The sequence below is a fragment of the Streptomyces sp. NPDC041970 genome (assembly GCF_055588985.1).
The window spans coordinates 1-14,067 of sequence record NZ_JBVJCD010000072.1; the positions used below are offsets into that span (position 1 = coordinate 1).

Below are 14,067 nucleotides of genomic sequence, written 5' to 3' on the forward strand. Positions count from 1 at the left end.
CCCCCCCCCCCCCCCCCCCCCCCCCCCCCCCCCCCCCCCCCCCCCCCCCCCCCCCCCCCCCCCCCCCCCCCCCCCCCCCCCCCCCCCGCGACCGGGCCGCTCAGACCTGGGCCGCGCCCCGGTCCGGAACGCAGCGGCCGCCCTCGGTGCGGTACTTCCACTGGGCGCCGTCGCGGACCAGCTCGCCGACCGCGCGCAGGAACCGCTCGATGTGCTCGTCCGGCGTGCCGGCGCCGAAGCTGACCCGGATGGCGTTCAGCGACCTCTCGCCCGGCTCGGCCTCCGGCGCGCCGCACTCGCCGGGCTCCTGCGGGTCGCTGCCGAGGAGGGTGCGCACCAGCGGGTGGGCGCAGAAGAGGCCGTCGCGCACGCCGATGCCGTACTCCGCGGAGAGGGCCGCGGCGAAGTGCGAGCTGTTCCAGCCGCGCACCACGAAGGAGATGACGCCGACGCGGGGCGCGTCGTCGCCGAACAGCGAGAGCACCCGCACCTCGGGCACCTCCGCGAGCCCCGCGCGGACCCGGCGCACCAGCTCCTGCTCGCGGGCGACCAGGTTGTCGAAGCCCGCCTCGGTCAGGGCCTTGCAGGCGGAGGCGATCGCGTACACGCCGATGACGTTGGGCGAACCGGCCTCGTGGCGGGCGGCCGTGGTGTGCCAGTCCACCTCCACCCCGCCGTCGGCGCGCCGGGCGACGGTGCGGGAGGCGCCGCCGCCGGCGAGGTACGGCTCGGCGGCCCGCAGCCAGTCGGCGCGGCCCGCGAGGACGCCGGAGCCGAAGGGCGCGTACAGCTTGTGGCCCGAGAAGGCGATCCAGTCGACGTCCAGTTCCGCGAGGTCCACGGGGTGGTGGGGGGCGAGCTGGGCGGCGTCCAGGACGATGCGGGCGCCGTGCGCGTGGGCGGCGGCGGCCAGCTCCTTGACCGGCCACAGCTCGCCGGTCACGTTGGAGGCCCCGGTGACGCAGACCAGCGCCGGGCCGTTCGGGGAGGACTCCCGGTCGGCGAGGGCCCGCTCCAGGGTGGTGACGGCCTCGGCCGGGGTGCGCGGCGCGTCGAGGTAGGTGACCCGCGCGTCGCGCCAGGGCAGCAGGGACGCGTGGTGCTCGGTCTCGTACACGAAGACCTGGCAGTCGGCGGGCAGCACGGCGGCCAGCAGGTTGAGGGAGTCGGTCGTCGAACGGGTGAAGACCACCTGGTCGTCCGCCCGGCAGCCGAGGAAGTCGGCGACGGTGCGGCGGCTGTTCTCGAAGAGGTCGGTGGAGAGCTGCGAGAGGTATCCGGCCCCGCGGTGGACGCTGCCGTAGTACGGGGCGTAGGCGGCCACGTCGTCCCAGACCCGCTGGAGGGCCGGGGCGCTGGCCGCGTAGTCGAGGGCGGCGTAGGCGACCTCGCCGCCGGTGACGAGCGGGACGGTGACGTCCCGCCCCAGCACGGGCAGCGGGGCGCGGAGCGACGGGTCGAGGGCAGCGGTGGAGACGGACATGGCGGACTCCCGTAACAGGCAGGCGAGATCCGTGCGCCGGCGGGTACGCGGCAGCGCAGGAGAAGGGGGAAGAACGCGCCGGAGAAGGGCGCGCGGAGGGGCGATGCGCCCCAGGGCCGGACGGCCCTATCGCATTCGCTTGCTCACAAGAGGCTCCCTAGGGACCAGGACCCCGGGGGCTGGCATCCGCCGGATGCCTAGGGGCCCGCGCTTGCCGCGGACCTCGCTGCCCACGGCCTGGTCTTCACCCGGGGCACCCCGCCACGGACGGAGGGTTGCCGGACAGCGGGCCGGGGCCGTAGTCGCTGTCACTCATGACCTGCCCAGCATCCTGCCATACGCGGCCGTACGCGCAAGGGCGCAGTCCGGATGCCGGACTGCGCCCTGCGTCACACCGCGGGCCCCTGGGGCTCAGGCGTTGCTGGCTTCCACCCAGCGCTCCAGGGTCCGCTTGGCCGCCCCGGAGTCGACGGCCTCGGCGGCCACCAGGATCTTCGCGGCGATCTGCTCGGCGAGCGTGCCCGGACCGGGGTCCAGGGCGACCAGCGCCGCCGCCGAGTTGAGCAGCACCGCCTCGCGCACCGCGCCGCCCTCGCCGTCCAGCAGGCGGCGGGCGACGTCGGCGTTGTACGAGGCGTCGGCGCCGCGCAGCGCGGAGACGGGGACGAGCGGCAGCCCGACGTCGCGCGGGTCGAACGCCTCCTCGCGGACCGCGCCGTCGCGGACCACCCAGACCCGCGAGGTGGCGGTGGTGGTCAGCTCGTCGAGCCCGTCGTCGCCGCGGAAGACCAGCGCGGAGTTGCCCCGGTCGGCGAGGACGCCCGCGACGATCGGGGCCATCCGGGCGTCGGCCACCCCGACGGCCTGGGCGCGCACCTGGGCCGGGTTGGTGAGGGGTCCCAGGATGTTGAACGTGGTCTGCGCGCCCAGCTCCCTGCGCGCCTTGGCGGCGTAGCGCAGGGCGGGGTGGAACTTGACCGCGAAGCAGAAGGTGATGCCGGCCCGCTCGGCGACCTCCACGACCCGCTGCGGGGTCAGCTCCAGGTTGACGCCGAGCTTCTCCAGCACGTCGGAGGAGCCGCTGGCCGAGGAGGCGGAGCGGTTGCCGTGCTTGACCACCTTGGCGCCGGTGCCGGCGATGACGATCGCGGACATGGTCGAGATGTTGACCGTCTTGGCGAGGTCGCCGCCGGTGCCGACGATGTCCACGGTGCGGCCGGGCACGTGGATGGTCCGGGCGTGCGCGTACATCGCCCGGACCAGTCCGGTGACCTCGTCGACGGTCTCGCCCTTGGCCCGCAGCGCGACGGCGAACCCGGCGATCTGCGCGTCGGTCGCCTCGCCGCTCATGATGCGGTCCATGGCCCAGGCGGTCTCCTCGGAGGAGAGGTCCTCGCCGCGCAGCAGGGGGTTCAGCAGGCCGGGCCAGGAGTGGTCCGCCACGCTGTCGCCGCCACTCGGGGTCACAACGTTCATGGTCCGCTCCAGGGGTCCACAGTCGGTCTAGGGGTGGCCCCACCCTATCCAGGCGGGAGGGGACGCGAAGAGCCCCGTCCATCGGGTGGACGGGGCTCTCGCGGTGGCGATCAGCTCAGGTGATCAGTGGTGGCCGTGGCCCTCGGTGATCTCCTTGTACTCCTCGGGGGTGGGCTTGGGGATCTGGTTGCCCTCGCCGTAGTACCCCTGGCTGAGCTTGGCGCGCAGCTTCTGCATCGGGGAGATCTTGCGCTTGACGCCGTTCTCGTCGACCGCGGGGCCGAGCTCGAGCGGCTTGTACTGCTCGTGCGCGGTGAGCGTGTGCAACTGCTCCTGGGACAGCGGCTCGTGGACCTCCACGAACTCACCGTGCGGCAGCCGCTTGATGATGCCGCTCTCGCGGCCGTGCAGCACCTTGTCCCGGTCGCGGCGCTGGAGGCCGAGGCAGATCCGCTTCGTGACGATGAACGCGATGACCGGTCCGGCGAAGAAGAAGATCCGGACGAACCACGTGATGGCGTTCAGCGACAGGTGGAAGTGCGTGGCCCACAGGTCGTTCCCACCGCCGACGAGGCCGATGAAGTACGCCGTGATCCAGGCGACGCCGAAGGCCGTCCGGGTCGGGGCGTTGCGCGGGCGGTCCAGGATGTGGTGCTCGCGCTTGTCCCCGGTGACCCAGGCCTCGATGAACGGGTAGACCGCGATCGCGGAGAGCACCACGCCGAAGAGGACCAGCGGGATGAACACGCCCAGGGCGAGCGTGTGGCCCCACAGGTTGATCTCCCAGCCGGGCATCGCACGGACCAGCCCCTCGGCGAAGCCCATGTACCAGTCGGGCTGGGCGCCGGTGGACACCTGGTCCGGGCGGTACGGGCCGAGCGCCCAGATCGGGTTGATCGTGGCGATGGCCGAGATGATCGCGATGACGCCGAAGACCAGGAAGAAGAACCCTCCGGCCTTCGCCATGTAGACCGGCAGCAGCGGCATACCGACGACGTTCTTGTTGGTCCGGCCGGGGCCCGCGAACTGCGTGTGCTTGTGGTAGAAGACCAGGATCAGGTGGGCCACCAGCAGGCCGAGCATGATGCCGGGCAGCAGCAGGATGTGGACCGAGTAGAACCGGGCCACGAAGTCGTGGCCGGGGAACTCGCCGCCGAACAGGAACATCGAGATGTAGGTGCCGACGATCGGCACCGACAGGATCGCGCCCTGGGTGAAGCGGACGCCCGTACCGGAGAGCAGGTCGTCCGGGAGGGAGTAGCCCGTGAAGCCGGTGAACATGCCGAGCACGAACAGCAGGAAGCCGAACAGCCAGTTGATCTCGCGCGGCTTGCGGAAGGCGCCCGTGAAGAAGACGCGCATCATGTGCACGAACATGCCCGCGAGGAAGATCAGCGCGGCCCAGTGGTGGATCTGCCGTACGAGCAGACCGCCGCGGACCTCGAAGCTGATCTTCAGCGTGGAGGCGTAGGCCTCCGACATCCTGATGCCCTGCATGGGCTCGTACGGGCCGTGGTAGACGACCTCGTTCATGCTCGGCTGGAAGAACAGCGTCAGGTACACACCCGTGAGGATGATGATGATGAAGCTGTAGAGCGCGACCTCACCGAGCATGAAGGACCAGTGGTCCGGGAAGATCTTGCGCATGTTGGCCTTGGCCAGGCCGTAGATGCCCAGCCGGCCGTCCGCCCAGTCGGCGACCCGCTCGCCCGCGGGCGCCTTGCGCTGACCCGCCTGGTCGGCGGACGGGTTGGTTGTCGCAGTACTCATCCGCGCTCCCAGAAGGACGGGCCGACGGGCTCGTCGAAGTCACCGAGCGCCTCGAGGTTGCCCTCGCTGTTCACACCGATCCGCAACTGCGGAAGGGGGTGGCCGGCCGGACCGAAGATGACTCGGGCGCCGTCGGAGAGGTCGAAGGTGGACTGGTGGCACGGGCAGAGCACGTGGTGTGTCTGCTGCTCGTACAGGCTGATCGGGCAGCCGACGTGGGTGCAGATCTTGGAGAAGGCGACGATGCCCTCGTGCGCCCACTCGCGCTGGCGCTTGTCCTTGATGTCGTCCGGCTCGATGCGGACGATCATCAGGGCGGCCTTGGCGATCTGCGACTGGAAGTCGTGCGCGTCCTCCTCCAGGCCCTCGGGCATGGCGAAGGTCAGCGAGCCGACCGCGACGTGCTCCGGGCGCAGCGGCTGCATCGTGTTCATGTTCACGAGCTGCTTGCCCTTGGCCCACATGGTGGACCGGAGCTTCTTCTCCGGCAGCGGACCGAGGTCGCGCAGCAGGACCACGCCGGAGAGCGGCACCAGGGCCAGCGCGCCGAACATGGTGTTGCGGATCAGCTTGCGCCGGCCCAGCGCGGACTCCTGGGCGCCGGCCGCGAAGTCGGCGAGCACCTTGGCCTTGACCTCGGGCGGCGCCTCGATCGGGTGGCGCTCGGCGGCGACCTCGACGTCGGACATCAGGGTGCGCGCCCAGTGGACGGCGCCCGCGCCGATGAAGAAGAGGGCGAAGCCCAGGGTGAGGCCCAGGGAGAAGTTGAGCGCGCTCACATGGCCGAAGGGCCAGATGTAGACGATCTTGTCCACCGGGAAGACGACGTAGGAGGCGATGAAGCCCACCGTCGCCAGCATCGAGAGGATGAACATGAACGCGACGGCCCGCTCCGAGCGGTTCGCGGCGCGTTCGTCGAGGTCCTGGATGCGCGGCTTGTGGGCCGGCAGCCCCGGATCGGCGAACGGGTCGCCCGTACCCTCCACCGCGCCGTGCGCGGTCTCCTGCACTACGGGCAGGTTGTCTTCTGGAATCTGTTGGCTACTCATGACTTCTTGGCCTTAGCGGTGTGGGCCGCGACCCAGACGGCGACTGCGACGAGCGCACCCAGTCCGAAGATCCAGGCGAACAGACCTTCGCTGACCGGACCGAGGCCGCCGAGGGCGAGGCCGCCGGGGCTGGCCGTCTCCTCGCCGTTCACGGTCTGGATGTACGCGATGATGTCCTTCTTCTCCTGCTCCGGCATCGTCGTGTCGGGGAAGGAGGGCATACTCTGCGGGCCGGTCTGCATGGCCTCGTAGATGTGCTTGGGGCTCACGCCCTCGAGGTCGGGTGCGTACTTCCCGTAGGTCAGCGCGCCGCCCTTGCCGGTGAAGTTGTGGCACTGGGCGCAGTTGTTGCGGAAGAGGTCTCCGCCCTTGGCCACGTTCGCGCCGGCCGGGTCGACCTGCTTCTCGCTCGGCGTGATCGGGCCGGCGCCCAGCGACGCGACGTACGCCGCGAGCTGGTCGACCTGCGCCTGGCTGTAGATGGCCTTCTTCTTCGGCACCTGGGCGCCCGGCTGCTGCGCGGGCATACGGCCCGTGGTGACCTGGAAGTCGACGGCGGCGGAGCCCACGCCCACGAGGGACGGCCCGTCAGTGGTGCCCTGACCGCCGGTTCCGTGGCAGCTCGCGCAGCCCACGGAGTAGAGCTTCTTGCCCTCGTCGATCGCGAGGGACTGGGCGGTTTCGTCGGCCTGCGCCTTGCCCGCAGGCGCAAACGCTGCGTACAGCCCCCCGGTAGCCGCCAGCGCGAGGAGTAGTACGACGACCGCCGCCAGCGGATGGCGTCGTCGTGCGGAGAGCTTTTTCACGGATTACCCCGGTGTCAGGATCTTCTGCGTCGATGGTGGGTGGGTGCGAGCCCGGTTACTTGATCATGTAGATCGTGGCGAACAGGCCGATCCACACGACGTCGACGAAGTGCCAGTAGTACGACACGACGATGGCGGCGGTGGCCTGTTCGTGGGTGAACCTCTTGGCCGCGTACGTCCTGCCGAGGACCAGCAGGAAGGCGATGAGACCGCCTGTCACGTGCAGACCGTGGAAGCCGGTGGTCAGGTAGAACACCGAGCCGTACGGGCCGGACGAGAGGGAGAGCCCCGCGTCCTTGACCAGCTCGGTGTACTCCAGGACCTGGCCGCCGATGAAGATCGCACCCATCACGAAGGTGATGATGAACCAGGTGCGGAGCTTCTTCACATCGCCCCGCTCGGCGGCGAAGACGCCGAGCTGGCAGGTGAGTGAGGAGAGCACCAGGATGGTGGTGTTCGTCGCCGAGAACGGGAAGTTCAGATGGCCGGCCATCTCCTTCCAGTACTCGGGTCCCGTCACCGATCGCAGGGTGAAGTACATCGCGAAGAGGGCCGCGAAGAACATCAGCTCGGAACTCAACCAGATGATGGTTCCGACGCTGGTGAGGTTCGGTCGATTGACCGACGGGTGCGCGTGCCCGGTTTCTACTGTCGTTGCTGTCGCCACGACCGACATTATGTCGGTCGCTTATCCCGCCCTCACTCCGGGGGGTGCCGTTCGGTGTGTCCGAGCCGTCCGCGGGGGTCCCCCGCTGGGCCGAACGGCCCAGCGAAAGGTCGTCCTTACCGGTGCTGACAGCCAGTCCGGCGGAGTACGATCCGCGCATCGGTTCATGCCCCCAGAGCCCCGACGACGTCGATGTCACGGAGGAACAATGCAGGCGACCGCCACGGTCCTGGTCTACAGCGACGACGCCAACATCCGCGAGCAGGTCAGGCTGGCGGCCGGTCGCAGGCCCGCGGCGGACGTTCCGCCGGTGGAGTTCCTGGAGTGCGCGACACTCCCGGCCGTCCTGGCCGCGCTGGACGGGGGCGGCGTCGACGTCTGCGTCCTGGACGGCGAGACGGCTCCCGTCGGCGGCATGGGCGTCTGCCGGCAGATCAAGGACGAGATCTTCGACTGCCCGCCCGTCCTGCTGCTGATCGGCCGCCCGCAGGACGCCTGGCTGGCCACCTGGAGCCGCGCGGAGTCCGCGGTGACCCTCCCGGTGGACCCGGTGGAGTTCCCCGACGCGCTGGCGGCGCTGCTGCGCCGCCGGCTCGCCGTGGGGGCCTGAGAGGCCCCTGCGGCCCCGTGAGGGGCGCCGCACGCGGCGGGACATCCCCCCGGCCCGCGTCAGACCTGGGGGCGCAGTCGGGCGGCCTGCAGCGTCTGCGGGCTGTCCGGCGCCCCCTCGTGCAGGGCGCTGCCCTTCAGCCACTTCTCCCAGGAGAGGTTCCAGTCCCCGAACCCGTTGTCGAACGGGGTCATGGTCTCCCCCTCGCTGCCGACGACCTCGACGACGTCGCCCTGGCGCACGGTCTCGAAGAACCACTCCGCGTCGCCGGTGCTCATCCCCGTGCAGCCGTGGCTGACGTTGGCGCGGCCCTGGGAGCCGGTGGACCAGGGGGCGGCGTGGACGTACTCGCCGCTCCACGTCACCCGTGTGGCGTAGTAGACCGGCAGGTCGTACGACTCGGAGGAGCCGGCCGCGATGCCGATGCTCTCCCCGCGCATCCGTACGTAGTACTCCTTCGCCAGCACCACCTTGACGCCGTTGCGCGTGGAGAAGCCGGGCTTGCCGGTGGTGACCGGGATGGTGTTGATCACCTCTCCGTTGCGGAGCACGGTCATCGTGTGCTTCGAGGCGTCGGTCAGGGCCTCGATCCGGTCGCCGGTGGAGATCTTCAGGGGCTTGGCCTCCGCCCCGTACAGGGCGTTGGCCACCTTGATGCCCGCGAGGTTGGAGCGCACCTCGATGGTGGCGTCGGCGGGCCAGTACTCCTTCGGGCGGTAGTGCAGCTTCTTGGCGTCCACCCAGTGCCAGGATCCGGTGACCGCCGGGGTGGAGCGGACCTTGAGGGCGCGCTCCACGGTGGCCCTGGCCGCCTTGTCGGTGACCGGAGCGCTGAGTTCCGCCGTGATGGGCTGTCCGACGCCGTAGGTGCCCGCCTGCGGGCCGAAGGCCACCTTCAGCAGCTTCTTGGGCGAGGAGGTGTCGAAGGAGAGCGTGCGGGCGCCCGGAGCGCCGTCGCCGTTCTCGGTGGCGACCCTGACGGTGTATCCGGTGCCGGCCGCGAGCGGGGCGGTGGAGCGCCAGCGCCGGCCGTCGGCGGACAGCTCGCCCGCGAGGTGGCGGCCCGCGGTGTCCACGGCGCTCACGTCGGTGATGCGGCCGTCGCCGCCGCTGACGGTGACCTCCAGGGGCTTGTCGGGGTCGGCCTTCCTCTCGTCGGAAGGGCCGTTGAAGGAGACCTGGTCGCCCGCGTCGTACGTCTTCGTCGAGAGCGGGCGGTCCTCGGGCGAGCCACAGGCGGTCGCACCCGCGGCGAGGGTCACGACCAGCAGGGTGCAGCTCACTACGGTGCGGATGCGCGGCGTGTGGTTCATGGCCCCACGCTAAGAAGACTCGTCCGTTCCAGCGCGTTCTATGACTGCAAACGAGCGAAGGGCCCGCGTCGCTGCGAGCGTCGCGGGCCCTTCGTGGTGTAGCGCGTGTCACCTGCCGGCAGGCGTCACTGGGTGCGGTTCTCGCCCCGGTAGTACTCGAAGACCCAGCCGAAGAGGCCGATCAGGAGCAGGGGGGCCGAGAAGTAGAGCAGCCACCAGCCGAAGACGACGCCCATGAAGGCGAAGGCGCCGCCGACCGCCAGGGAGAGCGGCTGCCAACTGTGCGGGGAGAAGAACCCCAGCTCCCCCGCCTCGTCGGCGACGTCCGCCTCCTTGTTGTCCTGGGCCATGGCGTCCACCCGGTTGGCCGTGAAGGCCAGGTAGAAGCCGATCATCACGGCCAAGCCGAAGGCCAGGAAGAGGGCGGTGGTGCCGACCGGCTCCTTGGACCACACGCCGTACGTGACGGCCATGGCGAGGATGAAGACGCTCAGCCAGATGAACATCTGTCCCTGGATCTTCACTTGCCTGCCTCCTTGCCGCCGGCGAGGGCCTTGTCCGACTCACCGTGGTACTCGAGCTGTTCGAGCGCCGCGATCTCCGGGTGGTGCAGGTCGAACGCCGGGGATTCCGAGCGGATGCGCGGCAGCGTGAGGAAGTTGTGCCGCGGGGGCGGGCAGGAGGTCGCCCATTCGAGGGAGCGGCCGTAACCCCACGGGTCGTCGACCTCGATCTTCTTGCCGTACTTGGCGGTCTTCCAGACGTTGTAGAAGAACGGCAGCATCGACAGGCCGAGCAGGAACGAGGAGATCGTCGAGATCGTGTTCAGCGCGGTGTAGCCGTCGGCGGCGAGGTAGTCCGCGTACCGGCGGGGCATACCCTCCGCGCCGAGCCAGTGCTGCACCAGGAACGTGCCGTGGAAGCCCACGAACAGGGTCCAGAACGTGATCTTGCCGAGCCGCTCGTCCAGCATCTTGCCGGTGAACTTCGGCCACCAGAAGTGGAAGCCGGAGAACATCGCGAAGACCACCGTGCCGAAGATGACGTAGTGGAAGTGCGCGACGACGAAGTACGAGTCGGAGACGTGGAAGTCCAGCGGGGGTGAGGCCAGGATGACGCCGGTCAGACCACCGAAGGTGAAGGTGATCAGGAAGCCGACGGCCCAGAGCATCGGTGTCTCGAAGGACAGCGACCCCTTCCACATCGTTCCGATCCAGTTGAAGAACTTCACGCCGGTGGGTACGGCGATCAGGAACGTCATGAAGGAGAAGAACGGCAGCAGCACACCGCCCGTGACGTACATGTGGTGCGCCCACACCGTCACCGAAAGGCCGGCGATGGCGATCGTCGCGGAGATCAGACCGATGTAGCCGAACATCGGCTTGCGGCTGAATACCGGGATGACCTCGGAAATGATGCCGAAGAACGGCAGGGCGATGATGTACACCTCTGGATGGCCGAAGAACCAGAAGAGGTGTTGCCACAGCAGTGCGCCGCCGTTGGCCGCGTCGAAGATGTGCGCGCCGAATTTGCGGTCCGCCTCCAGCGCGAAGAGCGCGGCGGCCAGGACCGGGAAGGCCAGCAGGACCAGCACACCGGTCAGCAGGACGTTCCAGGTGAAGATCGGCATACGGAACATCGTCATGCCGGGCGCGCGCATACAGATGATCGTGGTGATGAAGTTGACCGAGCCGAGGATCGTGCCGAAGCCGGAGAAGGCCAGACCCATGATCCACATGTCGGCGCCGACGCCCGGCGAGCGGACCGCGTCCGACAGCGGGGAGTAGGCGAACCAGCCGAAGTCGGCCGCGCCCTGCGGGGTTAGGAAGCCGGCCACCGCGATGAGCGAGCCGAAGAGGTACAGCCAGTACGCGAACATGTTCAGCCGCGGGAACGCCACGTCGGGCGCGCCGATCTGCAGCGGCATGATCCAGTTCGCGAACCCGGCGAACAGCGGCGTCGCGAACATCAGCAGCATGATCGTGCCGTGCATCGTGAACGCCTGGTTGAACTGCTCGTTCGACATGATCTGCGTGCCCGGACGGGCCAGCTCGGCGCGCATGAAGAGCGCCATGAGTCCGCCGATGCAGAAGAACACGAACGACGTGACCAGGTAGAGCGTACCGATCGTCTTGTGGTCAGTGGTGGTCAGCCACGTGACGACGACATTGCCCGGCTGCTTGCGCCGCACCGGCAGCTCGTCCTCGTACGAGTCGTCTGCCGGCGTGGCACCCTGAGGTTCGTTGAGGATGCTCACAGTTGGTTCTTCTCCGCATTCCTGGCCGGGTCCGTCTGCTCGATGCCTGCCGGCACGTAGCCCGTCTGACCCTTCTCCGCCAGCTCCTTGAGGTGCTGCTGGTAACGCTCGGGGGAGACGACCTTGACGTTGAAGAGCATCCGGGAGTGGTCGACGCCGCAGAGCTCGGCGCACTTGCCCATGAAGGTGCCCTCCCTGGTGGGAGTGACCTCGAACGCGTTGGTGTGGCCGGGGATGACGTCCTGCTTCATGAGGAACGGCACCACCCAGAAGGAGTGGATGACGTCGCGCGACGTGAGGATGAAGCGGACCTTCTCCCCCTTCGGCAGCCACAGGGTCGGGCCCGGATTGCCGTTCTGGGGGTTGCGGGTACCGGGCACGCCCACGTCGTGGACGCCGCCGGCGCCCTGGGGGAACTCGTCGCGGTAGCGGTCGGGGATGGCGTCGAGTTCCTTGGGGATCTCGTTGCCCGCCGCCGGCTGACCGTCCACCTTCTCGACGTAGTTGAAGGCCCAGCTCCACTGGAATCCGACCACGTTGATGGTGTGGGCGGGCTTCTCGGAGAGTTCGAGGAGCTTCGATTCATCGCGCGCGGTGAAGTAGAAGAACACCGAGACGATGATGAGGGGAACCACTGTGTACAACGCCTCGATGGGCATGTTGTACCTGGTCTGCGGAGGTACCTCCACCTTGGTCCGGCTACGCCGGTGGAAGAAGACGCTCCAGAGGATCAGCCCCCAGACAAGGACACCCGTGACGAGCGCTGCCGCCCACGAGCCTTGCCAGAGGGAGAGAATCCGAGGAGCCTCTTCCGTCACCGGGGTGGGCATACCGAGGCGGGGGAAATCCTCCCAGTTGTATGAACAACCGGAGGCCGTCGCCAGGACCAGGCCCGCAGTCAGCACCTGCGGCAGCTTCCGCCGCATCGGGCGCCGCGACGAGCGGTCGGAGCCGTTGGGACTCACGTAGCGCCTTCCCGAGAGTCTCGCCCGCACGGTCGGCGCGCCCGTATGTCTCTGGTCGGTCGCCGGCCCTGACGCGGGCAGGGGTTTGGATGTTTATGCGGACCAAACCCTACTGGACGCTATTTGGGGCCGCGCGGGGAGGGTGCCCAACGCGCCGCCCGACACCCCCAAGGGGTGGAACGCGGTCCTCCACCCCTCTTCTGACGCCCTCTCGCCCGCCCCGACGGCCGGGCGGGCCCCCTGGTGGGGCCGGGTGCGGGCTAGCGTGGCGGCGTGCCCTACTTCGACGCCGCCTCCGCCGCCCCCCTGCACCCCGTCGCACGCCAGGCGCTGCTTGCCGCGCTCGACGACGGCTGGGCCGACCCCGCCCGCCTGTACCGCGAGGGGCGGCGGGCCCGGCTGCTGCTGGACGCGGCCCGCGAGACCGCCGCGGAGGCCGTCGGCTGCCGCCCGGACGAGCTGGTGTTCACCCCTTCGGGGACGGTCGCGGTGCACTCGGGAATTGCCGGCGCTCTTTCGGGGCGTCGGCGTGTCGGCCGGCGGCTGGTGGTCTCGGCGGTCGAGCACTCCTCGGTGCTCCACGCGGCGGCGGCGCACGAGGCCGCGGGCGGGGTGGCCGCCGAGGTCCCGGTGGAGCGGTCGGGGGCGGTGGACCCGGCGGCGTACGCCGAGGCGCTGCGGGCGGACACCGCGCTGGCCTGCCTCCAGTCGGCCAACCACGAGGTGGGCACCGAGCAGCCGGTGGCCGAGGTCGCCGCGGCCTGCGCCGGCGCCGGGGTCCCCCTGCTGGTGGACGCGGCCCAGTCGCTGGGCTGGGGGCCCGTCCCCGAGGGCTGGTCGCTGCTGGCCGCGAGCGCGCACAAGTGGGGCGGCCCGGCCGGGGTGGGGCTGCTCGCCGTCCGCAAGGGGGTGCGCTTCTCGCCCGGAGGGCCGGCCGGGGAGCGGGAGTCGGGACGGGCGCCGGGGTTCGAGAACCTGCCGGCGATCGTGGCGGCGGCGGCCTCGCTGCGCGCCGTGCGGGCCGAGGCGGCGGCGGAGTCGGCGCGGCTGCGGGCCCTGGTGGACCGCGTCCGGACGGTGGTGGGCCGGACGGTGCCCGATGTGGAGGTGGTGGGCGACCCGCGGCGGCGGCTGCCGCACCTGGTCACCTTCTCGTGTCTCTATGTCGACGGGGAGACGCTGATGGACGAGCTGGACCGCAGGGGCTTCTCCGTGTCGTCCGGCTCGTCCTGCACCAGCAGCACGCTGACGCCCAGCCACGTCCTGAAGGCGATGGGCGTCCTCTCGGAGGGGAACGTGCGGGTGTCGCTGCCTCCGGGCACGCCCGAGGCGGACGTGGACCGCTTCCTGGAGATCCTGCCCGGAGTGGTCGCGGAGGTGCGCGAGCGCCTGGGGGCCCCGGCGCAGGCGTCCCCCTCCCCCGAGCCCGCCGCCTCCCTGGTGGTCGACGCGCTGGGCCGGCGCTGCCCGATCCCGGTGATCGAACTGGCGAAGGTGATCGGGGAGGTGGCGGTGGGCGCCACGGTGACGGTCCTCGCCGACGACGAGGCCGCGCGGCTGGACATCCCGGCGTGGTGCGAGATGCGGGGGCAGGAGTACGTGGGCGAGGAGCCGGCGGACCGGGGCGCGGCCCATGTGGTCCGCCGGCTCGTCTGACCGGTCGTGGCGGCG

12 protein-coding genes and 1 riboswitch are annotated in these 14,067 nt (G+C 70.2%); of the genes, 2 read left to right on the forward strand and 10 right to left on the reverse strand.

Annotated features, from left to right (window positions below; all coding sequences use genetic code 11):
• Positions 1-100 precede the first annotated feature (100 nt).
• The 6 genes from ACZ6EJ_RS25000 to ctaE all read right to left on the reverse strand — a co-directional run bounded on the left by ACZ6EJ_RS25000 (position 101) and on the right by ctaE (position 7,260).
• Positions 101-1,483 carry an aminotransferase class V-fold PLP-dependent enzyme gene (locus ACZ6EJ_RS25000; protein ID WP_469270175.1) on the reverse strand — a complete coding sequence of 461 codons (1,383 nt, stop codon included), beginning with the start codon at positions 1,481-1,483 and terminating at the stop codon, positions 101-103.
• A gap of 202 nt (positions 1,484-1,685) precedes the next feature.
• Positions 1,686-1,803, reverse strand: a riboswitch (SAM riboswitch).
• Between the two features lie 91 nt (positions 1,804-1,894).
• Positions 1,895-2,959: an anthranilate phosphoribosyltransferase gene (gene trpD, locus ACZ6EJ_RS25005; protein WP_469270176.1), complete on the reverse strand. Its 1,065-nt coding sequence runs from the start codon at positions 2,957-2,959 to the stop codon at positions 1,895-1,897.
• Between the two features lie 123 nt (positions 2,960-3,082).
• Positions 3,083-4,729 (reverse strand): cytochrome bc1 complex cytochrome b subunit, encoded by a 1,647-nt coding sequence (gene qcrB, locus ACZ6EJ_RS25010; protein ID WP_469270177.1) that lies wholly within the window; start codon positions 4,727-4,729, stop codon positions 3,083-3,085.
• Positions 4,726-5,778, reverse strand: coding sequence for a cytochrome bc1 complex Rieske iron-sulfur subunit (gene qcrA, locus ACZ6EJ_RS25015; RefSeq protein WP_469270178.1), 1,053 nt, complete (start codon positions 5,776-5,778; stop codon positions 4,726-4,728). Before qcrA ends, qcrB begins: the two co-directional genes overlap by 4 nt.
• Entirely contained in the window at positions 5,775-6,584 is an 810-nt protein-coding gene (qcrC, locus tag ACZ6EJ_RS25020; RefSeq protein ID WP_469270179.1) for a cytochrome bc1 complex diheme cytochrome c subunit, read from the reverse strand. The genes qcrA and qcrC overlap by 4 nt, the downstream gene beginning before the upstream one ends.
• Positions 6,585-6,639: 55 nt before the next feature.
• Positions 6,640-7,260, reverse strand: a complete 621-nt coding sequence (gene ctaE / locus ACZ6EJ_RS25025) for an aa3-type cytochrome oxidase subunit III (RefSeq protein WP_469270180.1) — start codon at positions 7,258-7,260, stop codon at positions 6,640-6,642.
• Positions 7,261-7,459: 199 nt separating this feature from the next.
• Between ctaE and ACZ6EJ_RS25030 the strand changes: the two genes are divergently transcribed.
• Complete coding sequence (locus tag ACZ6EJ_RS25030; RefSeq protein ID WP_469270181.1) at positions 7,460-7,861, forward strand: hypothetical protein; 402 nt, start codon at positions 7,460-7,462, stop codon at positions 7,859-7,861.
• A 59-nt stretch (positions 7,862-7,920) separates the two neighbouring features.
• Here the strand turns inward: ACZ6EJ_RS25030 and ACZ6EJ_RS25035 are convergent, their stop codons facing one another.
• From ACZ6EJ_RS25035 to ctaC, 4 genes are all read right to left on the reverse strand, one after another.
• The gene (locus ACZ6EJ_RS25035) at positions 7,921-9,174 is read right to left on the reverse strand and encodes a L,D-transpeptidase (RefSeq protein WP_469270182.1); all 1,254 of its coding nucleotides are present in this window, start codon (positions 9,172-9,174) and stop codon (positions 7,921-7,923) included.
• A 125-nt stretch (positions 9,175-9,299) separates the two neighbouring features.
• Positions 9,300-9,698 (reverse strand): cytochrome c oxidase subunit 4, encoded by a 399-nt coding sequence (locus ACZ6EJ_RS25040; protein ID WP_469270183.1) that lies wholly within the window; start codon positions 9,696-9,698, stop codon positions 9,300-9,302.
• A complete protein-coding gene (gene ctaD / locus ACZ6EJ_RS25045) occupies positions 9,695-11,431 on the reverse strand; it encodes an aa3-type cytochrome oxidase subunit I (RefSeq protein WP_469270184.1) in 1,737 nt (578 codons plus the stop codon). The genes ACZ6EJ_RS25040 and ctaD overlap by 4 nt, the downstream gene beginning before the upstream one ends.
• Positions 11,428-12,396 carry an aa3-type cytochrome oxidase subunit II gene (gene ctaC / locus ACZ6EJ_RS25050; RefSeq protein ID WP_469270185.1) on the reverse strand — a complete coding sequence of 323 codons (969 nt, stop codon included), beginning with the start codon at positions 12,394-12,396 and terminating at the stop codon, positions 11,428-11,430. Before ctaC ends, ctaD begins: the two co-directional genes overlap by 4 nt.
• Positions 12,397-12,669: 273 nt before the next feature.
• Between ctaC and ACZ6EJ_RS25055 the strand changes: the two genes are divergently transcribed.
• The gene (locus ACZ6EJ_RS25055) at positions 12,670-14,052 is read left to right on the forward strand and encodes an aminotransferase class V-fold PLP-dependent enzyme (RefSeq protein WP_469270186.1); all 1,383 of its coding nucleotides are present in this window, start codon (positions 12,670-12,672) and stop codon (positions 14,050-14,052) included.
• Positions 14,053-14,067: the final 15 nt, after the last annotated feature.